Below are 24,064 nucleotides of genomic sequence, written 5' to 3' on the forward strand. Positions count from 1 at the left end.
CCGGACCCCGATCGATATCACCGCAAGGTGACATCCCTAGTCGCCATATGGAATCCAGATGTTCTTCACCTGCACGGCATGGCGGAGCAGGATCGGGCCCTCGCTCGCGGCCTTGTCGTACCAGTCGAGCGCCAGGCCATGATCGACCAGCGTCCGCTTGAGATTGCCGATCGAGTACCGTTCGGCCGCCGTCGAGGCGTCCTGCGACCCAAATGCCCAGAGCGCGTCGACATCGTCATGCTCGGCAAGGACCTTGACCAGTTCATCGCGGTCACCAGTGACGATGTTGACCACGCCGCCCGGCACGTCCGACGTCTCGAGCACCTGGTAGAAGTCGGTTGCGGCGAGCGGATGCCGCTCGCTCGGCACCGCGACGACCCGGTTGCCCATCGCAACCAGCGGCGCGACCAGACTGATGAAGCCGAGCAGCGGCGCCTCGTCGGTACAGACGACACCGACCACGCCGATCGGCTCGTGCATCGCGAGCGCCACGCCGCGCAGCGGCGGTGCGTGGATCGTCCCTTCGAATTTGTCGGCCCAAGCGCCATAGCTGAACAGCCGCCCGATGCTCGCATCGACTTCCGCGCGCGCCTTTGCTGCCGAGACGCCGGTCATGTCGGCGATCCGCCGGGCGAACTCGTCGCCGCGCGCGGAAAGGTTTTCGGCTAGATAGTAGAGGATCTGGGCGCGATTATGCGCCGTCGCCCGCGCCCAGCCCTCGGCGGAGCGCGCCGCGGCCACGGCATTGCGGATATCCTTGCGATTGCCCTCGCCGGCCTCGCCGAGACGGCGGCCCTTCGGCGAGAGCACCGCGCGTGAATAATTGCCGTCCGGACGGACCTGCTTGCCGCCGACGAACAGTTTTGCCGTCCGATCGATCGGCGGCACGTCGAAGCCGGCGCTGGCGCCGGACGCCGTCGGCAGCGGCGATGCCTTGGCCCTGGCCTTACGTCCGCTCCAGGCCTTCGGCTTGAGATACTCGTACATGCCTTCGCGGCCGCCCTCGCGGCCGAAGCCGGACTCGCGATAGCCGCCGAAGCCGACGCTGGCGTCGAACAGATTGGTGGCGTTGACCCAGACCACGCCGGCCAGGAGTTTCGGCGCGATGTCGAGCGCGAGCCCGATCGTCTCGCTCCACACGCTGGCGGCAAGGCCGTAGCGCGTGTTGTTGGCGAGCATCACCGCCTCGTCCGGCGTGCGGAACGTCATCGCCACCAGGACCGGGCCAAATATCTCTTCGGTCGCAACCGTCGAGGACGGATGCACGTTCCAGAGCAGGGTCGGCGGATAGAAACATCCTTCCGACAGCAGCGCACCGGACGCCTGATATTTCTCGGCGCCCTCCTTCACCCCGGTCTCGACCAGCGACTTGATCCGCTCGAGCTGCACCGGCGCGACGACAGCGCCCATGTCGATCGCCTTGTCGAGCGGCATGCCGACGCGAAGCGTCTCCATGCGGCGGATCAGACGCCTGCGAAATGTCTCCGCAATGCCCTCCTGCAGCAGCAGCCGCGAGCCGGCACAGCAGACCTGGCCCTGGTTGAACCAGATCGCATCGACCACGCCTTCCACCGCGCCGTCGATATCGGCATCGTCGAACACGATGAACGGCGACTTGCCGCCGAGCTCCAGCGTTAGCGATTTTCCGGTCCCTGCGGTCTTCTGGCGGATCAGGCGACCGACCTCGGTCGATCCAGTGAAGGCGATCTTGTCGACGCCGGGACTTTCGACCAGCAATGCGCCGGTCGCACCGTCGCCGGTGACGACGTTGAGCACGCCCGGCGGCAGGCCGGCCTCGGCCGACAGCTCGGCGAACAGCAGCGCGGTGAGTGAGGTGAACTCCGCCGGCTTCAGCACCACCGTATTGCCCGCGGCGAGCGCTGGCGCGATTTTCCAGGCCAGCATCAGCAGCGGGAAATTCCACGGAATGATCTGGCCGATCACGCCGATCGGCACCTGATCGGCGAATTCGCGGTCCTGCAACTGCGCCCAGCCCGCGTGATAGAGGAAATGGCGCGCGGCGAGCGGCACGTCGAGATCGCGGGTTTCCCGGATCGGCTTGCCGTTGTCGATTGCCTCCAGCACGGCGAACAGCCGGGCGTGACGCTGCAGCATGCGCGCCAACGCGTAGAGATGACGCGCGCGGCCGTGACCGCCGAGCTTTGCCCAGGCTGCCTGCGCGGTGCGCGCTGCGCTGACCGCGGCCTCGACATCGGTAGCGTCGCCCTGCGCGATGCGCGCCAGCGTTTTACCGGTGGCGGGCTCGGACGTCGTGAGGTGCTTGCCCGCGTGCGGCGCTGTGAATTTGCCGGCGATGAAATGCCCGAACGTGGCGTCATGCCGCGCCAGCCAGGCCCGCGCCTCGCCGTCCGCCTCGGGCGCGGGGCCATACTCCATGGTCTCGAAATAGCTTGCGACGCTCATCGCTGGAGTCTCATCCCACGGGGTGGCGGTTGAAAGCCGAGTAGTGGCCGGTCACGTGATGCTCGAGCTGCCGCTCGATGTCGGCGAGCAGGCTGGAGGCGCCGATGCGGAACAGATCCGGCTCGAGCCAGTCGCGGCCGAGCTCCTCCTTCATCAGGAACTGATAGGTGAGCACGTCCTTTGCCGTCGAAATTCCACCGGCCGGCTTGAAGCCGATCTTGTAGCCGGTGCGCTCCTGATAGAGGCGGATCATCCGCAGCATCGCCAGCGTCACCGGCAGCGTCGCGTTCACGCCCTCCTTGCCGGTTGAGGTCTTGATGAAGTCGGCGCCGGCCATCATGCAGACCATCGATGCCTTGGCGACATTGCGCAGCGTCTTGAGATCACCCGTGGCCAGGATCGTCTTCAGATGCGCGTTGTCGCAGACCGCGCGGAAATCCTGGACCTCGGCGTAAAGCGCCCGCCAATCGCCCGTCAGCACATGCTCGCGCGTGATGACGATGTCGATCTCCTGCGCGCCGTCCCGCACCGACGCCTCGATCTCCTTCAGCTTCAGTTCGTGCGGCACGAGGCCTGCGGGAAACCCGGTCGAGACCGCAGCGACCGGGATGCCGGATCCATCGAGCGCTTCGACAGCCGCACCGACGAACCGATGGTAGACACAGACTGCGCCGGTATGCAGGGCGCGCCCGGCAAAGCCAAGCTTCTCCATGACATCGCCGCGCACAGGCGCCTTGGCCTTGGCGCAGAGGCGCTTCACCCGTTCGGCCGTATCGTCGCCGTTGAGCGTCGTCAGGTCGATGCAGGTGACTGCCTTGAGCAGCCACGCCGCCTGCGCGTCCTTCTTCACGGTTCGCCGGCCTGGCAGGCTCGCAACACGCCGTTCGGCGGCCGACAGGTTGATCCTGATGTCGTCGACCCAGTCCATCTCGAGCGCACGGCCGCTGTTGCGCGGCAGCGAATGCACATGCTCGCCGCCCGGGGAAGGCGATTGCACGGCCAACGGGGACGGATTCTGTATGAAGACGCTCTGCGTCATGGCGGCGCCGTGCGGTCCTAGCGAATCGAGGAGGTGGCCAGATAGATTGGATGTGTCGATCGCAACATGTGATCCTCCCCTGACCTTACCGCTGGGTCCGCCGACCGCCTGAGGAACGACGCCGTCCCCAACGCTCGATCAGCCCGCCGGACTGGATGTTATTATTTTAACAAAACGACGTTGATAAACTCACAACATTGTAAGATCATTGTCAATCGGATAAGCAAGCTCGGCGATCAAAATGGCTGAAACTTCCAACGCACGACCAAGCGAGACACGCGTCCAGCGCCTGCAGAGGCTGCGCCGCGCCGTCGAATCGAGTGGCGCGCTGCATCTGAAGGACGCCGCCGAGCTCCTCAAGGTTTCCGAAATGACAGTGCGGCGCGACCTTGCCGGGCCGGAGGCCGCACTCGCGCTGCTCGGCGGCTACGTCGTCAATGCGGCGTCTCCGACCGGCATCAAGTACACGTTCGAGCAGGAGATCGACCAGCACACCCAGGACAAGCGCCTCGCCTGTCGGGCTGCCGCCGCGTCCATCAAGGAAGGCGACACCATCTTCATCGACTGCGGCACCACGATGCAGTCGCTGGCGGATTGCCTGCCCGAGGATCTGCCGCTCTCGGTGATCTGCTATTCGATGAACGTGGCGTCGATCGTGACGCACCGGCCCAAGACGCAGGTGATGGTGATGGGCGGACTCTATCATCCCTCGTCGCAGTCCTTTGCGTCCGACGACGGCTTGTCCTATCTGCGGCGGCTCGGGATCAACAAGGCCTTCATCTCCGCCGGCGGCGTGCACTGGACCCGCGGCGCGAGTTGCTCGAATTTTCACGAGGTCGCCGTCAAGCAGGCCGTCATCGAGACCGCGATGGAGAGCATCCTGGTGATCGACGCGAGCAAGCTCGGCAGTCTCAAATCGGCATTCTTCTCGGATATCCGCGCGTTCTCGCGGATCATCGTCGGCGGCGCGGCGTCATCGGACATGCGCAAGCACTTCCGCAGCCTTCCCGTCGAGTACGTCACCAGCGCAACCTGATCCGAGCGGGGGCTGGCACACCCGGATCAGGCTGCTCACGATACGCGGGCTCGCGGGACCACGCATCGAACTCGTGCGGCTCAGTTGCAGGCGGGCTTAGCCTTGTTGCAGGCGTCGGTCAGTTCCTGCGGCGGCTCTTTCTTGAACACCGTCTTGTAGGATTCCAGCACGTTCGACTGCGTCACCGGCAGCGACTGCACGCCGATCCAGCCGGGCGTTTCCTTGCCGAGCAGCGCGTTCATCATCGCCATCGCTTCCGCGACGCCCTGATCATAGGGGCGCTGCGAGCCGGTCGCCTTCAACGGACCGCCCTTGGCGATCTCGATCGCCGATTGCAGGCCGAGGTCGACGGTCGTGACCGGAATGTCGATGCCCTGCGCGCGCATCGAGCTCAGCGTGTCGAGCGCCGGCTGATCCCAGACCGCGAACAGGCCCTTGATGTCCGGATTGCCGGTGAGGAAGTCACCCGCGATCTGCGACACCTTCGGCGGGTCCGTGAAGTCGACCTGCTTCATCTTGATGTCGGGACGGTTCTTCTGCATCCACTCGCGGACACCTTTGGTGCGCTCGTTGGTGCTGAAATAGTCGACGCCGAAATTGACGAGGCCGATGGTGCCGCCCTGCGGCATGCAGGAGGCCAGGATCTGGGCCGCGATCTGGCCGTTGCCCTGACTGTCCGCCGAGATCATCGAGGCATATTCCTCCGGATGCTTGAGGCCGGTCGGAATGCTGTCCATCAGCACCAGCTTGATGCCGGCCTTGGCGATCTTCTTGTAGGTCGGCGCGGTCGCGGTGAAATCGACCGGGATCGAGATGATGCCGTCCGGATGCTGCTGGATGGTGTTCTCGATGTCGGCGATCTGTTTGTCGACCTGATATTCGGCGGACGCGACGCCCGTCACCGTCACGCCATACTTCTTCAGCGTGTCGGTGATGCCCTGGATCTGCAGCTGCGCCCAATCGAGATTGACGGTCTGCATGGAGATGCCGACCTTGAAATGCTTCTCCTTGACCTTGGCGGCGTCGGCGTCCGACAGCGCGAGCACCTCGGGCGAGGCGGCCTTCTCGCCGTGCGGTCCCTGGCCGACGATGGATTTCGGTCCAAGCGTCGCGAGGTCGACGCCCTTGACGCAGCTCGCTGGCACTTCGGCGCGCGCCGAGGGGGCAATCGAAATGGCCGTCGCCGCGATCAGCGCGGTCAGCGGCAGAGTTTGTCGCAAGATTGACTTCATTGTTTCCTCCCTTTTTTGGTCGCCGATTGACCGGAGGCCGGCGACCTTGCCCCTACATTTTCGAGGATCGTGCTCTAGCGTTTCGTGAAGGCGACCGCGGCCACAATGATCGCTCCCTTGATGACGAGCTGCATCGGCGAGCTGACGCCGAGCAGCACGAGGCCGTTGTTGAGCGTGCCGATGATGAGGCTGCCGAACAGCGTTCCCAGGATGTAGCCGCGGCCGCCGAACAGGCTACAGCCACCGAGGATCACGGCGGCGATGACGTCGAGCTCCATTCCCTGCACGACGTCGGGCCGCGCGGCGTGTGAGCGCGCGGACAGCACCAGCGCCGCAAGCCCGGCCAGCGCGCCGGTCAGCACGAAGGCCGCCGTCGTCACCCATTTGGTGTTGATGCCGGAATAGAGCGCCGCGGTCGGATTGCCGCCGACCGCATAGATGCGGCGGCCGAACACGTTGTAGTGCAGCAGCAGGATGCCGACGATCATCGCCACCAGCGTCCAGGCGATGGGAACGGGGATGCCGAGGAACGTGCCTTCGCCGAAAATCGCAAAGTATGTCTCGTTGGTGATGATGACCGGCTTGGTGTTGGTCACCATCATCGCCAACCCCCGCGCCATGCTCAGCGATCCCAGCGTCACCAGGAACGACGGGATCGAGAGCTGCGTGGTCAGGATGCCGTTGAGCAGCCCGACCAGCGCGCCAGTACCGAGCCCGGCAATCGCACCGACGATCCAGCTGTTGCTGATCTGGCTCATGGCGAGCGCCGCGGCCATGCCCGACAGCGCCAATGTCGATGCGACCGACAGATCGATCTGGCGCGCGATGATCACGAAGGTCATGCCAACCGCGATGATCGACACCAGCGTCGTCTGGCGTCCGATATTCAGGAAATTGTCGACCGACAGGAACCAGGGCGAGGACAGGCTGAACACGACCAACAGCACCACAAAGGCGATGTACAGCATGTAGGGCCGCTCGCCGCGCAGCAGGTTGTGCAAGAGCTTGCGGCGGCGATCGGATCGGGTCGACGAGGCGACGACATTGGGCGCGGTGAGTTCAGTCATGCGGGCAGCTCTTGCAATACGCCTTGTCCGGAGGCCTGGTATATTTGCAGCAGATGATGGAGCTCTTCGGCATCAACGATCTCGCCGCGCACAAGCGTTCGCGCCACGCGTCCGTCGACGATCACCGAGATGCGGTCGCAGAGCTCGATCAATTCGACGAGATCCGAGGAGACGATCAGGACGCCACTGCCGTCGCGGGCGGCATTGCGGATCACGCCGTAGATTTCCTCGCGTGCGCCGACGTCGACGCCGACCGTCGGCTCGTCCAGCAGCAGCACGCGCGGCCGCGGATCGTTCCATTTTCCGAACACGACCTTCTGCTGGTTGCCGCCGGACAATGTCCTGACCAGGCTGGAAGCGCCTTGCGCCTTCACGGAAAGCCGCGCGACCGCAGCGTCCGCACGCCTGAAGGCAGCGCGTTGCTGCATGAAGCCCCAGCGCGAGAAATGCGGAATCCGCGGCAAGGTGATGTTGCGTTCGATCGAATGGTCGAGGACCAGGCCTTGCACGTGCCGATCCTCCGGCACCAGTGCGACGCCCTGGTCGATTGCATCCGCCGCGCTCTTCGGCAGCCATGGCCGGCCCTCGATCTCGAGCGTGCCGCTTTCCGCCGGCCGAAGTCCGAAGATGGTCTCCAGAATCTCGGTACGTCCGCTGCCGATCAATCCGGCAAGGCCGTGGATCTCCCCCTTCATTACCGACAAGTCGACGGCCGACAGCCGGTCATTCGACACACCCGACAGCGACAGAACCGGCGATGAATCGAACGAACGCGCCGCCGCGGGCGTGGCACGCGACGCTGCCGGCGCCAATCGATCGGTTCCGATGATGGCGTTCACCAGCCGCTTCATGTCGGTATCGGCGGTGACGAACGTGCCGGCATTGGCGCCATCGCGCAGCACCGTGACACGCTGCGAAATCTCGAACACCTCGTTGAGGCGATGGGTCACGTAGATCACGCCGACGCCGCGGCGCGTCGCCTTGCCGATCGCATCGAACAGGATGCGGACCTCGTCCGACGTCAGCGAGGATGTCGGCTCATCGAGGATCAACAGCCGCACCTCGCCCATCAACGCCTTGGCGATCTCCGTCATCTGGCGGTAGGCGAACGGCAGCGAGCCGACCGTCGCTTTGGTATCGAGGGGAATGCCGAGCTCACCCAGGAACGCTTCGGCCCTGGCCATCAGTTCGCGCTTGCGGACGAAGCCGAACCGCGCGCGGGGCTCGCGGCCAAGCAGCAGATTGTCGGCGACGCTCAGGGATTCGACGAGACTGAGGTCCTGATAGACGACGGCGATCCCCGCCTCGCGCGATCGTGCCGGGCTGTCGAACGTCGCCGGTTTGCCGGCGATTTCGATCGTGCCGCTGTCGGCGGCATGAACGCCGCTAAGTATCTTGATCAGAGTGGATTTTCCGGCGCCGTTCTCGCCCAGCAACGCGTGCACCTCGCCGGACACGACCTCGAGGTTGACGTCGCGCAGCGCGCGCACGCCGCCGAAGCGCTTGCTGATGCCATCGACCATCAAAAGCGACGCCGACGGCTGAGGCTCTGCCGCGATCGAACCGGACAATTCCATTTTCCTCCCATCGCCGCGCGGAACGCTGATGCGATGATGACATCTTGTTATTTTTGCAACTTATTGTGTTATAATTCTATCACATCAAGCGACCTGTCAATGGGAGATCACGCCGTCAGGCGCTCCAATTGGGGACGGCCGGCCGCGATCAGGTTCGGCCCTGCCCGGCACACGCCGCCGGCCTCCCACGCGCGATGGAAGCCGGCAGGTTGTGCTAGGCTTCAGTCGCTCATCTCATCAAAGCCAACGCCGGTGAACCGCGATGAAACTGAGTGCTGCGATTGCCGTCGTCCTGATCTGGTCGTGCCTTCCTGCGACTGCGCAGCAAGGCGGTGCCGCCCTCTACGCGCAGCGCTGTGCGCAGTGCCACGACAGCACCAACACCGATATTCGCGCGCCGAGCCGCACCGCGCTGCAATCGAAGTCGTTCGATGAAGTTCTGGGTGCGATCACCACCGGCGCGATGTCGTCCTTCGCGCAGGGACTGAGCAATGACGAGCGGGCGGCGATCGCTTCACTCGTCACCGGCAAGGCTGCCTCGCATGCGTCGGCCGCCAGTGCAGGCCAATGCGCGCAGAGCGAGGCCGGTTTCCCGCAGCCGATCGATGGACCACGGTGGAACGGCTGGGGCACGGATCTCAACAACAGCCGGTTTCAACCGGCGGCCATGGCCGGCCTCACGCCAGACCAGGTCCCGCGGCTACGTCTGAAGTGGGCGTTCGGGTTTCCTGGTACGTCCGCTGCCTACGCTCAGCCGGCGGTCATCGGCGGCTTGCTGTTCGTCGGCGGCGGCGATCGCAAGGTCCATGCCCTCGACGCCAAAACCGGATGCACCCGCTGGGTGTATCCGACCGAGGCGCCGGTCAGGGCGGCCATCAGTCTTGTCCCGATGGAAAATGGCCAATCCGCCATCGTCTTCGGCGATGTGCTCGCCAACGTCTACGCGGTGAATGCGACGACCGGCGCGTTGATCTGGAAGAGCAAGGTCGAGGATCATCCGGCCGCGCGGATTACCGGTGCGCCGACCTTCTATTCCGGCGTTGTCTATGTCGGGGTGTCATCGATCGAGGAGGCGACGGGGTCTCGGCCAACCTACCAATGCTGCACGTTTCGCGGCAGCGTCGTTGCGCTGAAGGCCGAAACCGGTGCGCAGATCTGGAAGACCTACACCATCGCTGAAGCGCCGCATCCCACGCGGACGAACGCGATCGGGACTCAGCTGTTCGGGCCGGCCGGCGCGTCGGTCTGGTCCGCACCGACGATCGATGCTCAGCGCCAGGCGCTCTATGTCGCGACGTCGAACAGCTATGCCGATCCGGCAACCGACACCAGCGATGCCATCCTCGCATTCGATCTCGCGACCGGCAAAATGCTTTGGCATCAGCAGGCCACGCCCAAGGACAGCTTCGTCGTTGCGTGCTTCGGCACCGACCAGAGCAATTGTCCGCAGGACCGCGGTCCCGACCACGACTTCGGACAATCGCCGATCCTGGTGACCTTGCATGACGGACAACGCGAGTTGGTCATCGGCCAGAAATCCGGCGTGGTGCACGCGCTCGATCCCGACCATGAGGGCAAGATCCTGTGGCAGACGCGGATCGGCCAAGGCGGCCCGTTGGGAGGAACCGAGTGGGGCTCCGCCGCGGACCAGGACCGAATCTATGTCGCCAATTCCGACGTGCGGTTCCTGCGGGACGGTTCGAGGCGTCTTAACTCAAGCGAAGGCGGCGGCCTGTTCGGCCTCGATCTTGCGACCGGGAAAATCGAAATGCAGGTAGCGCCGGTTGCCTGTGGCGATCGCCCACAGTGCAGTCCTGCGCTATCCGCCGCGGTCACCCTCATTCCGGGCGTCGTTTTCTCGGGCGGCGTGAGCGGCTTCCTGCGCGCCTACGCCACCGATGATGCACGGCTGCTTTGGGAGATCGACACCGCGCGCGACTACGCCACGGTGAATGGCGTCCCGGCCCGTGGCGGCGCCATGGACGGCCCCGGCGCGGTCGTCGTCGACGGCATGCTGTATGTCAATTCCGGCTACGCGCAATGGGGCGGCCTGCCCGGCAACGTTCTGCTGGCCTTCGAGGTTGGCAACCCCTGAGAAGCGCAATGTCAGCATTTGCGACGGCACGTTGAGCACTACTCGCCGCGGGCTATTCGTGCTTTGATGTCGGCCAGGATCGGCTGAGAGATCCGGCGGGAGGCCTTCTGGTGCTTGGTGACGTGCTACGCAACATCACGTCAGGCGCCTTTACCCTCGCGCCCAACAATCGTCGCGTGTCAGGTTCCGAACGGCGTCGAATCGAATCGACGGACATGGCTGCCGCGCCGCAAATCGATGCGCATTTCGTTGCGCACAAAAAACACAGAAACTATAAGTGCTTGGAAGAATGGTCGGAGTGGCAGGATTCGAACCTGCGACCCCTGCGTCCCGAACGTAGTCAGCGGCCGAAAAAATCAACAAAATCAATGAAGATCGATCCTGATTGACCACCGTTATCGGTGTTTGTTCACGGGGTTTCGGTGGTCAATCGGTGGTTGGCTTCTCTTTCGCGCAACAGAAGGTCGCCCCTTCGGCCCGTATCCGGGAGGTTCGAGCCGTCGGCGCGCTACGCCGCTAGGTTCGCTATTTCGCAGCGCTATTTTCTGCAGCGGGGCAGCTGTTGTACTTGGCTTCAGCCATCCGAGCAGATCGTCAAGCCATCAAGGTTTGTAAATTGAAAGAAGCTTGCTGGCGAACTCCTGAAGGTCTGGGGGAACGACGTTCGATTGCTCGTCCCCGGCGGAGAGCGGTACACTCAAACTCCAGTTCGTCTCGAATCTGAACGCACCGTATTCTTCATCGAGAATACTCTTGACCTTGGACGTGCCCAACGCGTCTGCTGGGTCGGGATCGAACGGGGGAAGGATAGCGACTTCTCCATGCACGCCCTGAAACGTTGCCGTGTCGAAGAAAAAATCGAGATGAGAGTAAACAAAGATGCCATTCGTCGTTTGAGAGATTAACGGATGCTCGAGCATCTGGCGCACCAGTTTCAAGCGCGAAAAGCGCGCCGTACCGGCTCTTCCCGGTAGTCCCTTTGCGGATAGATCGGTGCTTATCTCGCCGAGATCACAATTCAGCTCGAAGGCTCCCCCCGCCGACGCGATACGGGCGAGCCGCTTGTTGTAGCCATAAAGATTGACGCCGATCAAAACGGGCGCAAGCTCGTCAAGAAAGAGATGCGGCATATAGCTGAACGGACCACCGCTTGGGTCATCGGCATCTTTCCTCTTCACGAAGGGAACGAGCTCAATGATCTCGTGATAATTCACGCCGCCAATCGGGACGAAGCCGGGCCGAACATTCTTCTGTCGACAAAAAAGAAAAACAATCGGGTGCTGATCTTTCTTCGGGTCCGGAGTGACGATGCCGCGCGGAGGGGCGAGCGAGAGGTTCGGCGGCAATAACGTTTGAACCAGTTTGGTATCGCGCCAAATCGTAATGCAGTAACCTTCCATCGTCCCTACGCCGCCGGCGGCGCGTGTCTTCAACCGCTTGAGCAAATTGACGAAAGGCAGCAGCGTGATGGGAACGGGAATCTTGCGATAGTTGCCGTAACCGGGAATATTCATGCTCGCTCCTGTTATCGCTCTCGCTGCTACACGGCCGGACATGACCGCCGCTTCAATACATCCGGAATCCAATCCGGTGCGGGTCCAATCGCCCGCGAGAAATAAGTTTGAGATACCCGATCGATCCGGCCAAAGGCGCCATTGAAGGGTGCCGGGCTTTGAAAGGACGTAGCGTTCCCACGGATTTATGTTCGGGCGGATATATTGAGAGTCGAGCCGCGCCTCGCCCTGCTGCTGCACCGACGCCGGAACGACCAGCAGATCCCAGTCGAACTTCGGCAAATTGGGATCGCGACACTTGGGCCAGATCTCCGGCAAATCCTTGTTCATCCACTTGATGATCAGCGACTTCGCCCGAGCGAGTTCGGAATTCGGATAGCTTGGCCCGGTGGACGACCCATCTTCGGGAAAGACACCGACAAAGTAGCCCAACGATCGCGACGCATGTGCGCCCTGCCCGGTCTCGTTGGCGAGCAACGGCGAGTTGTCCTGCCACGAATTCAGCGGTGTAGAACCTGGTCCTTCGCTGTCTGGTTCAAAGCCGACCATGACGGTCCGCGGATCCGCCCAGCCAAGCTGGGCCGTATCTTTCTTCAACCATAGTTGCAGGGCCAATGTCGGGATCGTCTTGATATTTGCTAGGCACTTGCCCCAGGTGTCCGGATAACCGGTCGAGAGATCGCACGCGGTCTTCTCGAGCCCTCCAAAGCCGGTCGCAAGGATCGCAATGTCGAACGTCTCGTCGATCGGGGTGCCAGGGGCTGGACGTCGCTGTAGCGTCAGCGACCCCGCATCTTTCCATTTGGTCCAGAACGATTCCAGATCGTATCGCTTTAACGTACCGTCGTCGTCGATCTGTTTGTAAAGAGGGTGGCAAGGCCAACTCTCGAGACCGGTCTCCTGATTCTTGATCAGCGGTTCATAGTCGCATTCTGGATTTTGTAGCTCGACCTGGCGGCGGAGCTCGATGCTTTGTATCGCACTCTCGTCGGTCGATAGTACGAGCTTCTCCAGTTTGTGAAAGAACTTGAACTTTACTCCCTTGTCTCGAAGGTATTTGTAGAGCGGCACGAACAGAAAGTCGCCCATCGGCTCACGCAGCGTGTAGAAAATCGATCCCCGGTAGGTAAGTAGCAGCCTGAGCAATCCCACCGTCCCGACACCGGCTCCGACCTCGCATACGCCTTTGACGCTACCAAAGACATAGTCGTAGCATCCCCGAACGACGCCGGAATTCAGGCTCTCGCAGGCGCACCCATTTTTCTCCATCCAGCACGACCATTCCAAATGGTCGATAGCGTCCAAACCATCTCGGAGCACCTCCTCTGACAACAGTCCCTGTATCAGTCCCGCCGCCAGGTCGAAGAGAATCTGGAGGCGGCGAGCCTCGTCATCTTTGGCCTGCCCCAAGGCCGCATCTTTCCCGTGCATGGCGGTGCGAGCGCTCCCCAGCTGCCTCCGGAATCCAGCGACGAGCTGCTTCACATCGCAACTGATCGTGTTGATTGCCGATGTGGGTCTATCGAGCAGCACCGCTATCGCGGACAGCGGCGTCGGAAACACTTCCCGCGTTCCGAGCACGTCCATGGTGTCCTGCTGGATTTGCCGTCGCACGTTTGGTTCTTCGGAGCTTCCGAGTACCGAATCAAGGAAAGCCTGCTCAGCCCAGGACAACAGATTCTTCACGAGAGTCGTCGGAGCCAGATCCAGCAGTCCGATCCCCGGATCGAACGCGTTCGGACGTGCTTGAAGCACCCATGGCTTCCACGCACAGTCCACGTATTCCATCACCGTAAAATGATTCAGGCCCTCGAACTTGCTGCGCCATTCCCCCGCCGGGCGGTTCAGCCGAGCGTATAGGCGCTGCACTAGGTCGAATGCATTGTCGTAGAATCCGGCCCAAACGTGAAGGCCATGCTCAAGCCCGCGCCAGTTTCTGGTCTCGTCACGGCCGACGCTGGCCTTGCCGCCGAGGCGCCACCCGAGTGTATAGATCGTGATGTCGAAGCGCTCATCCGAATCCTGCTCGATCAGCTCGAAAGCCGCCGTGAGCGCGCCAATACCGCCGCCGAGAATTGCAATTCGCGTCTTCTCCGTCATCGAAGTCTCGTGCGTTGTTCGCGTGACCGTCCATGCCACAGTTGGAAGTCGACGTCGACGTCGTCGGATGCGGCACCGACCGCAGCTTCCAACAACGAGGTCACTCCGTTAGCCACCAGCGCAGCGAGCGAGGAAACCCCGTCTCCAAATCTCAGGAAATCTTCCCCCGTGATTGCAAAGCTCGCACCGGAAATGGCACGGGCTGCCTGCATCCCTGATATTACCGCCGCTTCGATGCACTCGGTGTTGAATCCAGTGTCAATCCACGTCCCTGCCAGGTAAAGATTGTCAAAACCGGACGCTTCGGTCGCCAGCCGCCACTGCGTCGAGCCGGCCGCCGATACGACGCAACAGCTCGATGGATCAACATTTGCTCGACAGACTTGCTGCTTGATCCGACAAGGGCCTTCGGCATGAGTGTAAGCGAAAAGGTTATCCCAGTTGAAGCCTCCCCCGTGCGAAATTGCGTCGGGCCACACATTGAACGACTTATGGTTCAGCCAGCTGATCGCGAGATCCTCAGCGAGCTTCTTCGCATCAGCAGGTACGTTGGTTCGGTCGGGAGGTTGGCGGAATAGCTCAGTCTCGAGCACTCCACACAGGTATTGCAGCGACTTCGGCTGCTCCTGGTCGTGCCGCCGCTCGTACTTCAAGACTTGAGACATGTCTGCCCATATGTCGAGCGGATCCGGTCCAGTAGATATTACGGTCTTCGCCGGCGAGCGTGACGGGATTGCCTGCCTTGGCGGATAGCCCAGTCCGGTCGCCGTCGGCACAGAGCACCACAGCTGAACCGAAATGCTCGGAACCAAAATCGCAGTCTCCGTCATCGTGCGAAACCTGTTGTTGGCTGCGATGAGTTGATCGCACGGACCCGGCGCGGCATTCAACTTCTTGAACGCACCAACGGGAATGGCAAGGACGACGGTGTGAAAGTGATTTCCCCACTCGAGGGTTTCTTGACCAACGTTGTGACAGCACCAGTGCGATTCGAGATCGACTCCCTGCTCCTGAAGCCTTCGCCCATTGCAAATCTGGCTCCATAGCGGCGTCTCCGGCCAGCATTCCAGATTTCCGTTGCAGGGTTGCGGGCGGATGGTCGGACAATATTCTTTCTTCGTAAGATTCACTTGTCGATCAAATACGATCCGGGCAACAGATCCTTCTTGCGGATCCAGCTCCAGACGCTTGAGTTTCCGGAAGAATTCAAACTTCACGCCGCGCTGCTTCAAGACTCGATAAATCGGCACTACGACGACTTCACCCATCCCTGATTGCATTTCAAAGGCGAAGGATTCCCGGTAGGTACCGTAAAGCCGAACGACGGCCTGGGCTGCGGTCCCGGCCCCATAGCTTGGACGCCGCCGGTCTCCATCACAGTATTGCAGCATGGAATCGTAAAGTGCCTGAACGATTGGCGAGCCATAGGTCGAATCGCGAGCCGCCCCACAGACCGAAAGCCATTCGCGAAAATCCATCAGATCCAGCTCGCGAATGGATATTCCACCAAGCATCATATCGATGATGATGCCCTTTATGGTTGCCGTTCCGACGTCTATGAGTTGCGCCATGAACATTCCGGCGCCATCCTTTACGAAGGTCGGCGATAGCACGGCCTTGGCAAAGCTCCTGATGAAGTTCACAAAGGCGCGCAGTTGAACCTCGCTAGGATCGGCAACCACGCTCGCAAGCGCTTTTGACCAGTCGCGCGCGAGCGACGCGCACCACTTGACGTCGATGGATACTTTTGTAGCGGGATCGAACCGGAGCAGGTCGGTCTTTGGCGTTGTGTACTTGCGGTAGTCAACGTCCACCGCATCCAGAAGCGTTCTCGTGTCGTCGTCCAGATCCACCTTAGTCGATATGCCCGGCATCGAACAAATTAGCTGGTCATAGAAGCATTGCACGACGCAAAGCATCTGCGCGAACGCACTGAACGGCGAAAGGTCCGCGTTCCCGTCGCCGGGAAAGCCGGCCGCGCCGGATGGCCAACTCAGACAAATCACATCGGGAGCATCGCCACTGCCAATGGCCGAATCGCACTGAGCTTTCAAAGCATCCGCTACCGACCGAATCTGCTGGCCGCATTTAGGATTCCACTCCTCGTAGGCCGCCCTCAACATACTAAATGCGTTCTCGTAGCAACCGAACCAGATATGGAGACCGTGCTCGACGACGCGTCCTTTATCGTCGCGCCCAGACGCCCCCTTTCCTCCGAGGCGCCAGCCCATTTGATAGATCGTAATCTCGAAGCGATCTCGCAAATGCTCACGTTGCGTCAGCTCGAATGCCGTTGCGAGCGCAGCCATTCCTCCACCCAGAATGGCGATCTTCTGCTTCGTCATGCACGAACTCCTCGGCTCGATCTTCTAGATCGACAACGCCTTGCGGATGGCTACGAGATCCGGTTCGGCTCCTACGCTCATCAATATGTCTTGCGCTCGAATGAGGTTCGATGATCTCTCCGGATCACCGAGAGGTCTCGTCTGGGCAATCTGGTAGAGCGCGAGGCCAAGCTCGCGAGGCATGTGCAATCTGGCCGCCGCCCGCGCAGCCGCTCCCCAGAGACGCCGGGCCTTTGCCTGCCGGCCAGATAGTAGCGCGGCCCGGCCTCGCAGGAGCAGCGCCTGCGGCCGGCACACGGGTGACATTCGAGTAACCCGAGCCGCGTGCTTGCACGCAAGCAGCGCGCGCGGCATCGCGTTCGAACCGGCGCCCTCTTCGGCCCACTTTGCCAGGAAGACCTCGGCTACCCCTACGACCCCATAAACATAACTGCCCCAAACGACATCGACCTCCTGGAGAACTGCAAGGGCGCGTTCGGCGACCTTTAAAGCCGCTTCGGCCTCGCCGCGATGTTGAAGCGCAGAAGCCAGGATACCAAGGCAAAGCAATCGATCCGCGCGGATCAAGCGCTTTTCGGTGAGCTCATCCAGACGCCGCAATTGATCCGGATCTGTCCTGTTGCGCATCAAATTGGAAAGCACGGTTGCCGCCGCAAGCCATGCCCCTGCCTGATGCGTGGACTCCGACGACACCATCGTCTCCAGATCCGACAATAACGCTTCAGCAACTACTAGATCGCCGCGCAAAATCGCCGAGAAAGCCAGAATTGTCACCGGGGCGTGCCAGCGAGAGCGATCGCCGAGTTGGCGGTAAAGTTCGAGCGCGTGCTGTGCACAACGCTCCGTCAAATCCCACTCGCCCGTGCCATAGCCGAACACCGCTGCAAGAAGATGCGCGCGAGCCACTGCCGGCAGACTTCCCGCCTCACCCGCAACCCGCAAGGCGCGCGAGCGATAGTAGCGGCCAACCCCGCGCAATCCCGACATTCCCAGGCCCAATCCCAAGGCACTGTAGCCGCTGATCGCTTCGTCGGCGGCGCCGCAGCGCTCCGCAAGGTTGAGTGCCGACAAGGTTTCATCGAGCACCGCCAGCGACTCGTTGAGGAAGAAGTGCCGCTCTGCCAGCCGTTCCCGAATATGCGCGGTCCGCTCAAAGTTTCTCTTGTCGATCGTCGAGTAATGTTCGGATGATGGCGACCATAGTCGCAATCGAACTTGCCGCAGCACGTTTACCAAGACGCGGGCCAGCCGGCCAACACTCCCCCGCGGGGACGTCTGCTTCAGAAGCGCCATCGCCCTGGCGAAGTGGAGGAAAGCTTCATCGTAGTCGGCCAGTTCGTTGTTCGCGTCACCAAGGATCCACTCCCATTCGGAGCGGAGCACGTTACTGCTGACGACCGAAGCCGATTCGATCAGGCCGAAAGCCCTTTGCACATAGCGTATGGCGTCGCGATTAGCGTAGCTCCTCAACGCCTGCTTCGCAGAAAGCTCGAGATACCGTATCGCTCGATCGCTTTCGTTTGCTCGCTCCCAATGCTGTGCAAGTCGCGAGTAGTAGGGCTCGAGCCATTCGGCGTTCTCGCGCTCGATGACGTCCGCGATCGTCTTGTGAAGCGCGACCCTCTGAGCGAACGACAGTAGCCTGTAGGTAACTTCCTGGCTGATGGCATGGCGAAACGAATAATGCGCGGAAACTCCTCCTCTGTCCTCAATGACGAGAAAGTCCTGCGCGGTCAGCTCATCGAGCATCCCGCCAACGTCCATCAACGCGATCTGCGCGGGATAGATCGCTTGGGCAATTTCGGTAGTGAAGTCGCCGTCGATCACGCTGGCAACTTTTAGCAGAAGCTGTGCTTCGACACGAAGTTCATCGATGCGACTGACGATCGCACCCTCAAGATTCGCAGGAAGGGTCCGCTTTGCCGGATCATGAAGATCGGCCAACACTTCGCAAACGCCTCGATTGACATTGACCGAGCCCGTATCGCGAAGCGCTAGTGCCAGTTCTTCACAATGAAACGGGTTACCTTCACCCTGTTGATAGACGAAGTCCACAAGGGCTTCGGGAAGTTTGTTCGCGCGGAGGCGCCTACAAACCAGCTGTTCAATCGTCTGCTTGCTCATTGCGGCGAGATTGATCTCGGTGGCGAACTCAATTCCCTCCTGGCGCGCCGGTGCAATCATTAGAGGGCGGCAACTTGCGACCAGGAGAAGGTCGGGCACCTGCCGTGCGACGGCCGTCAAGAGGTGCATTGATGCGCTGTCAAACCAATGAAGATCCTCGAAGATCAAAGCGCGTGGGCTGCGTTCACCATCCGAGAGCAGCGCAACGACGAGAGCTTCGATGCATGCGGCGCGAGCCGAGCCGACGATCTGTCGCGTGAGGACGGTTTCGGAGCGATTGATGTTGACGATGTCACGTAGCAGCGGCAGCCATGACAGAAGCGTCCGATCATGGCTCAACTTTTCATGCGCAACGCGACCGATGTGTTCTGGCGAGTCGCCGCCGAGCAGGTCGTAGATGACGTTCCGCCAGGCAAAGTATGGCGTGAACCTTTCGATCGACGTTGCAAAGCCTCGCAGGATCCGGGCGTCGTGTGACCGGGCAAACATTGCCAGGTCATCCAGCAGGACGGACTTCCCAATGCCGGGCTCACCTCGAACGACGATCGCGCCCCCCGCACGACTGTCAAGCGCATCGTGCAACTTACGGCGTTCACTCGTTCGACCGACGATCACGCCGTCGTGATGGTCGCGATGGGCTCGTGAGACCGCTATCGGGCGATACGCTGTGACCAGGACGTCACTGCCCTTGATGTGTTGCGGAGGCAATACCGAAAAGCTGACAGTTTCCCGAACTGCCTCCGCCGTCGTGGCATCACAGAGAACCCTCCCAGCGGCCAATTCCATCAGCCGCGACGCCATGTTGATCGCGGGTCCCATAAGGCAGTATTCACGGCGCTCGCGGCCGCCATAATCGCCGCAGAACAGTTTTCCCGATGCTATGCCGATCGAAATCCGCACTCCCGTGGATTCGAGCTCCTTGAATATTTCAAGGGCCGCCTCGATACCCCGCTGCGGGTCGTCCTCGTGGGCCTGTCGTGGAAGACCAAAGGCAAGCGATATGCTGAAGCCTTTGTCGTCCATGATGATCTTGTGGATCTCGCAGTGAAATCTGTGAGCGGTGCGTTGAACCTGCTTGACCGCAGCCTGAAGCTTTTCCGCGAAGGGCTGGTCAAACGAGAGTTCGAACAAGCTGACGTAGACAACGGTAATGTTCCTGAATTCCGCCAACCATCGTTGTTCACCAAATCGAAGATGATCAACGACGATGTCTGGTACGAGCGCTTCGAGCTGCAGGGAACTTGTATCGATGCGAAGCCGGCGTGTCGGCGTCGTGCTGTCGCCCGACATTCCGATGAGCGTAAAAAGTTCTCGCGAGAGAGCTCCCTCACAATGATCCTGTATCGAGCTATGCAACTCGCGGGACAACACGACATCGCCGATTTGCGCGTTGCGATAGGCGTCTCCAAGGCGCCCGAATAAGGATCCAACGATCACGAAATACCATTGATCGTGGAGGCCACCGAGTTTGCAGCAGTCTACCTGACCGATGTCGATTGAAATGCGCGGCCGCAGCTGATGTTGCCCCGCCTGCACTTGCCTGTTCATTTCGGCTTTCAGCGCAAGGCCGCAGCGTGCGGCAAGAAGAGACGCCTGACCGAGGGCTGCAGCGTCATCCCACATGGCGAGAATGCCATCGCCGACGAATGCGATGATATCTCCTCCGTGCTCCGCGATGATTTCGGTAAGCGGTCCGAAGCTCGAGCTTAGCAGATCGGAAACGTCCTCGGCACCGCTGGGTCCCCGACGCGCCAATTGGTTCGTTGTCTCGACAAAGCCGGCTATGTCCAACAAAAGGATAGTGGCGAATCCGGACTCGAGAACCGGATCGTCTGGGCCGTGGCGGCGACTCTCGGCGAGCGCGGTCCTAACCCATCCCGGAACGTATGCGCTGACGTCCACGCTGAGTCGGTCCATAGACATGACCTCAGGTGATCAATAGCAATATCGTGCCGATGGAAAGGCTCAAATGGCCTCCCCCTCCACGACGTTTCCACTCTCAAACGTATCGGGGTCCATTAAATAGACTTTCGTCCATGGCTTCAACCGTGGTGGAACGGGAAAACCCCACGGAACGGCATAGCTTGCGCCCCAGTAGCTGACCCTTCGCCAACTGCAGCTGCAGTCCTGCTAATTGAGGCGGAGCAGACAAGTCGTCTACGTCCAGCACCAACTGATAAGCTTTGTGCAATTTCCTTGTCAGTCTGCGAACGAGTGCCCTTGGGGATGATAGCGATCTCGTGTTCGGGTCGTCCGGCACGATGCGGTCACCGCAGACTCCCACCGAGCTGGGCGAGCGTCCCCCAATCTGCGCATCGACCTCATAGGTGAGGATGGTCGCATCTGGGCCATCCGATGCAAGTCTCACTGTGGCCCCGTCCTTGGCAAAGCCAGCAATGCCGCCAGAGCCTTCCCCAGAGATCCGGTAGCCATTGGGTGGGCCGGGTGGTGAGCACTCTTGCCGTATCCATTCGTTCCTAGAAACAACGATCAGCGAGCCCCCCTCAGGGGTAAGAAATTGCGCGCCTGCGCAGTATTCTATCCCTCAGGATTTTGCACTTTACATCCTGGGGTCAGAGCCAACGCTGCCCGTGTGTATTTTAAGCGGGCGGCGTTGCGCACTGAATCTCCGCGCTGACTACATTAGCTCGGTCCGAAAATCCTATAGATCAGCATCGTGCCCACAACAGCTGTCCAGCCGATCGAAGTGGCTAGCGCCCACGCCTGGATTGGCATTGGAGTATTCCTCCTGCAATGAAAAAGAAAGAAATGAAGAGGCCGCTGGCCGCCGACAGCGGCCTCTTAGACCCGATCTCAAATGAACGTCTTGGAAATAAAATCGCCGCCGCAGGTCCGGCATTCTTAAACGATGAATTGGCAACCCCGTGAAGTCCAAACAAGTCTATCCACAAAAGGAACTGTCGTGACGTTGCGGAGCCGACACAGTTCTGTGACCTCGAGCTCGCGCGTGGAGGCAGCTTTCTACGCAAGAAGTGGGTCAAAACGCCGGCTGCCCCAGCCCGGCTGGCTGGGGGCCGGGGGCGGCCGAGCCGGGGCAACGCCTCGCTGGGCGGCGGGCCAGCCTGGCGCTCCCCTACGCTACGCCGCGCGTTGCGCTATTCAACGGAGAACGGTAGCGAAAAGCGGCGGTTGCAACGCGACGCGCAGCCCGGAGGAGCGCGATCGCGGCTGGCGGTGCAAGCGCTTCACTCCGGGCGCAGTCGCCCGCGCGCCTGCCCCGCGCTGACTTGCTACTATGCCAATCTCAGAATGAGGCGAAGCTACGACCTTCGTCTTGTGGACCGTTGCCAAAAAACGGCAGAAGCCGTCGCCGTGCTAACGCCAACCTGAGGTGAAGTGCCTCGGGTGCGAGACGCACCACAATATAGTCGCGCCGCGGGCAACGGCCGAAGGCTCAAGACCAACCTGCCGAACAACAAAATTCCGATGCACGTCCGCCAGGGCAGCCGCCGGATATCTTCGAATCCCGCACACGAAAGACAGGCTCTGACCCCGACAGCAAAGATAGTTCTCCCGGTAGTGGCGACTGGCCGGCCGCGCAAACACTCAAGCAACCGCGGCACGACACTGGGCCCGTCCGCCCGCGACGTTCGTTGGCCAGACTTCGGTCGCCGCTGGCGATCACCAGCGATAGCCATACCCGCGATAGTACCTGGGGCCGTAAGCGTATGCAGGGCGAATAACGCGCCGGTACACTGGACGAGCGTAGTACGACCGGTATCCGCCGTAGTATGCGGGGGCGTAGCCATAGTTGTAGTATGCCGGTGCATAGCCGCCGTAATACGCTGGGGCGTAACCCCCGTAATAGCCATAACCCGGTCCGCCGTAGTAGCCGTAACCTGGGCCATAGGCGAAGGCACTGGAGGCTATGCCACCAACCACCGCCGCTCCGATTAGTCCGGCCGCAAGTCCAGCGCCCCAGCCGCCACCGCGCCACGCTTGGGCCGGCGATGGGGCCACCAAGGCAGAGACACCGATGGTGGCAGCGGTCACGAACGCCAATGCTGCTTTCTTCATTTCCGAAGCCTCCGTTGTTCCCGGAACTTCAACCGACAATCCAGCAATAGTTTCCTTCGATCGCCGTTGGCGGAACGGTTTCGGTGAAATTTAATACTGATGAACGGCTTGGGAAAGCAAACCACGGCGCCCCAATGCCCGTGTCGGGTCAATCGCGGCGATCAGCGACGGACTTCCGGTCCGTTCCCATCAGGAGATAACTAGCTGCAGCACGTCACCGGAAGCGATGGGCCAGGAGGAGACCCAGCACACCGCAAAAGCAATCAAGGAGGCGGCTAACGGCGGGCCGCTAGCGTAGCCCGCCGCCTTCAGCGTTAGCCCTCAATCCCGCCTGCCGGGGGGCGCACGTTGCGCGGTGGAAATCGGCAACGATATTCGCGCAACAGGCTACTTTTCGGTTTCGACGACGTAACGTCGTATGACCTTGGTTGCCTTGTCTCGCTGGGGTGCAAGATCCGACCAGGCCTTCGACTTGTAGAATGCTACGGCGTCATCCATGCTGTCCCATTCGACGATGGCCGCACTCTTGGGAGGCGACGCGCCCTCAATTTGAACCACCCGTCCCGCTGCGGTGCGTAAGGCTCGACCATGGGCCGCCTCAATCGCCTTCCGGGCGGCCGGCAGGTATGCGGCTTGGGCTGCGGGGTCGAGGACTTCAACTTCGCTGACCGTGTACGCTTTCAATTTGGTTCCTTGAGCGTGGAGGCCCTGGACTGCGATGGCCCCGATGGTGACACCTGCGAGCAATGCCATTGCGTAAGCTTTCATGACTGACTCCCGGGTTGCCGTGCCGATAATCCGGCGGCCAATAGTACTGCTATTCGAGACCGTGTAGTTGGCAATGTAGGGTTAGGCTTGGCACCCAGTGTCCATGGAAGCGCAACATGGTAGCTGCGTGGTAGTCACGCGGACGTAACGGCCGCTAAGGGTCAAAAGCAGACTCATGCTGCGCTGCCGTCCGATTGACAACGGCAAGTTCGAATAGGCGCAAGGTGCTCGATCCGATTATTCGACATGGATTGTCGCAACTAGTATCTGCTATCTTCCGTTAGTGCGCACGAGATTGATTGCCGGCTCTCGCGAAGGACGCTCCTGTCCTTCTGAACCATTTGCCGCGCTAACGTTAGCGAGCAAACTTTGTGCGCCGATGAGTTGGGTCGTCAGGCTGTGATCGCGACCCGGCCCGAGATTGCCTTCCCTGTCGTAGCGTGCGTCCACGCCTTGAAACACTTCTTCTTCAATCTCTTTGTCTGATTGGAAGCAACGCAGCGACCCGGCCGCTCACATGGTGATACGGGGTATATGATAGAGCGCCGCTATCGCGATCCAATCACCCGCATGCCAATGGCGGATGTAGTCGTCCAGAAGCTTTCTTGTTTCATTTGAGAGCACCTGATCCGAGATATGAGCACCTCATGTGGCGTTAGCAAACGCGATCGTTGGGCGTCAGATCGATCGTCCGTCACGATATCC

The 24,064-nt window shown here is 61.2% G+C and carries 13 protein-coding genes; 4 read left to right on the plus strand and 9 right to left on the minus strand.

Going from position 1 to position 24,064, the window contains the following annotated elements:
* Positions 1–36 precede the first annotated feature (36 nt).
* Both BraRD5C2_RS17570 and deoC read right to left on the minus strand, forming a co-directional pair.
* Entirely contained in the window at positions 37–2,424 is a 2,388-nt protein-coding gene (locus BraRD5C2_RS17570; protein ID WP_223969990.1) for an aldehyde dehydrogenase family protein, read from the minus strand.
* Positions 2,425–2,434: 10 nt separating this feature from the next.
* Positions 2,435–3,352, minus strand: coding sequence for a deoxyribose-phosphate aldolase (gene deoC, locus BraRD5C2_RS17575; protein ID WP_374708016.1), 918 nt, complete (start codon positions 3,350–3,352; stop codon positions 2,435–2,437).
* Between the two features lie 352 nt (positions 3,353–3,704).
* Here deoC and BraRD5C2_RS17580 point away from each other — a divergent pair, with 352 nt between their 5' ends.
* Complete coding sequence (locus BraRD5C2_RS17580) at positions 3,705–4,499, plus strand: DeoR/GlpR family DNA-binding transcription regulator (RefSeq protein WP_223969994.1); 795 nt, start codon at positions 3,705–3,707, stop codon at positions 4,497–4,499.
* Between the two features lie 80 nt (positions 4,500–4,579).
* On the opposite strand, the gene BraRD5C2_RS17585 is transcribed toward BraRD5C2_RS17580, so the two are convergent.
* The 3 genes from BraRD5C2_RS17585 to BraRD5C2_RS17595 form a co-directional block, all read right to left on the minus strand.
* Positions 4,580–5,731 (minus strand): substrate-binding domain-containing protein, encoded by a 1,152-nt coding sequence (locus tag BraRD5C2_RS17585; RefSeq protein WP_223969996.1) that lies wholly within the window; start codon positions 5,729–5,731, stop codon positions 4,580–4,582.
* Between the two features lie 74 nt (positions 5,732–5,805).
* The gene (locus tag BraRD5C2_RS17590; protein ID WP_223969998.1) at positions 5,806–6,798 is read right to left on the minus strand and encodes an ABC transporter permease; all 993 of its coding nucleotides are present in this window, start codon (positions 6,796–6,798) and stop codon (positions 5,806–5,808) included.
* A complete protein-coding gene (locus BraRD5C2_RS17595; RefSeq protein ID WP_223970000.1) occupies positions 6,795–8,375 on the minus strand; it encodes a sugar ABC transporter ATP-binding protein in 1,581 nt (526 codons plus the stop codon). Before BraRD5C2_RS17595 ends, BraRD5C2_RS17590 begins: the two co-directional genes overlap by 4 nt.
* 262 nt (positions 8,376–8,637) lie before the next feature.
* Between BraRD5C2_RS17595 and BraRD5C2_RS17600 the strand changes: the two genes are divergently transcribed.
* Together BraRD5C2_RS17600 and BraRD5C2_RS17605 are read left to right on the plus strand one after the other, a co-directional pair.
* Positions 8,638–10,470 carry an outer membrane protein assembly factor BamB family protein gene (locus BraRD5C2_RS17600; RefSeq protein ID WP_223970002.1) on the plus strand — a complete coding sequence of 611 codons (1,833 nt, stop codon included), beginning with the start codon at positions 8,638–8,640 and terminating at the stop codon, positions 10,468–10,470.
* 110 nt (positions 10,471–10,580) lie between these two features.
* Entirely contained in the window at positions 10,581–10,859 is a 279-nt protein-coding gene (locus tag BraRD5C2_RS17605) for a hypothetical protein (protein WP_223970003.1), read from the plus strand.
* Between the two features lie 213 nt (positions 10,860–11,072).
* Here the strand turns inward: BraRD5C2_RS17605 and BraRD5C2_RS17610 are convergent, their stop codons facing one another.
* Genes BraRD5C2_RS17610 through BraRD5C2_RS17620 form a run of 3 tightly spaced genes read right to left on the minus strand, consistent with a single transcriptional unit; the run spans position 11,073 to position 20,470 of the window.
* Complete coding sequence (locus BraRD5C2_RS17610; RefSeq protein ID WP_223970004.1) at positions 11,073–14,084, minus strand: FAD-dependent oxidoreductase; 3,012 nt, start codon at positions 14,082–14,084, stop codon at positions 11,073–11,075.
* Complete coding sequence (locus BraRD5C2_RS17615; protein WP_223970005.1) at positions 14,081–16,429, minus strand: NAD(P)-binding protein; 2,349 nt, start codon at positions 16,427–16,429, stop codon at positions 14,081–14,083. Before BraRD5C2_RS17615 ends, BraRD5C2_RS17610 begins: the two co-directional genes overlap by 4 nt.
* A 24-nt stretch (positions 16,430–16,453) precedes the next feature.
* Positions 16,454–20,470 carry an AAA family ATPase gene (locus BraRD5C2_RS17620; RefSeq protein ID WP_223970006.1) on the minus strand — a complete coding sequence of 1,339 codons (4,017 nt, stop codon included), beginning with the start codon at positions 20,468–20,470 and terminating at the stop codon, positions 16,454–16,456.
* An 837-nt stretch (positions 20,471–21,307) separates the two neighbouring features.
* Here BraRD5C2_RS17620 and BraRD5C2_RS39395 point away from each other — a divergent pair.
* On the plus strand, positions 21,308–21,442 hold the full coding sequence (locus tag BraRD5C2_RS39395; RefSeq protein WP_263009980.1) for a hypothetical protein: 135 nt from the start codon (positions 21,308–21,310) through the stop codon (positions 21,440–21,442).
* 1,536 nt (positions 21,443–22,978) lie between these two features.
* Here BraRD5C2_RS39395 and BraRD5C2_RS17630 read toward each other — a convergent pair.
* Entirely contained in the window at positions 22,979–23,359 is a 381-nt protein-coding gene (locus BraRD5C2_RS17630) for a DUF1330 domain-containing protein (RefSeq protein WP_223970007.1), read from the minus strand.
* Between the last annotated feature and the right edge of the window lie 705 nt (positions 23,360–24,064).

This window comes from Bradyrhizobium sp. RD5-C2 (assembly GCF_019972155.1).
Lineage (GTDB): Bacteria > Pseudomonadota > Alphaproteobacteria > Rhizobiales > Xanthobacteraceae > Bradyrhizobium.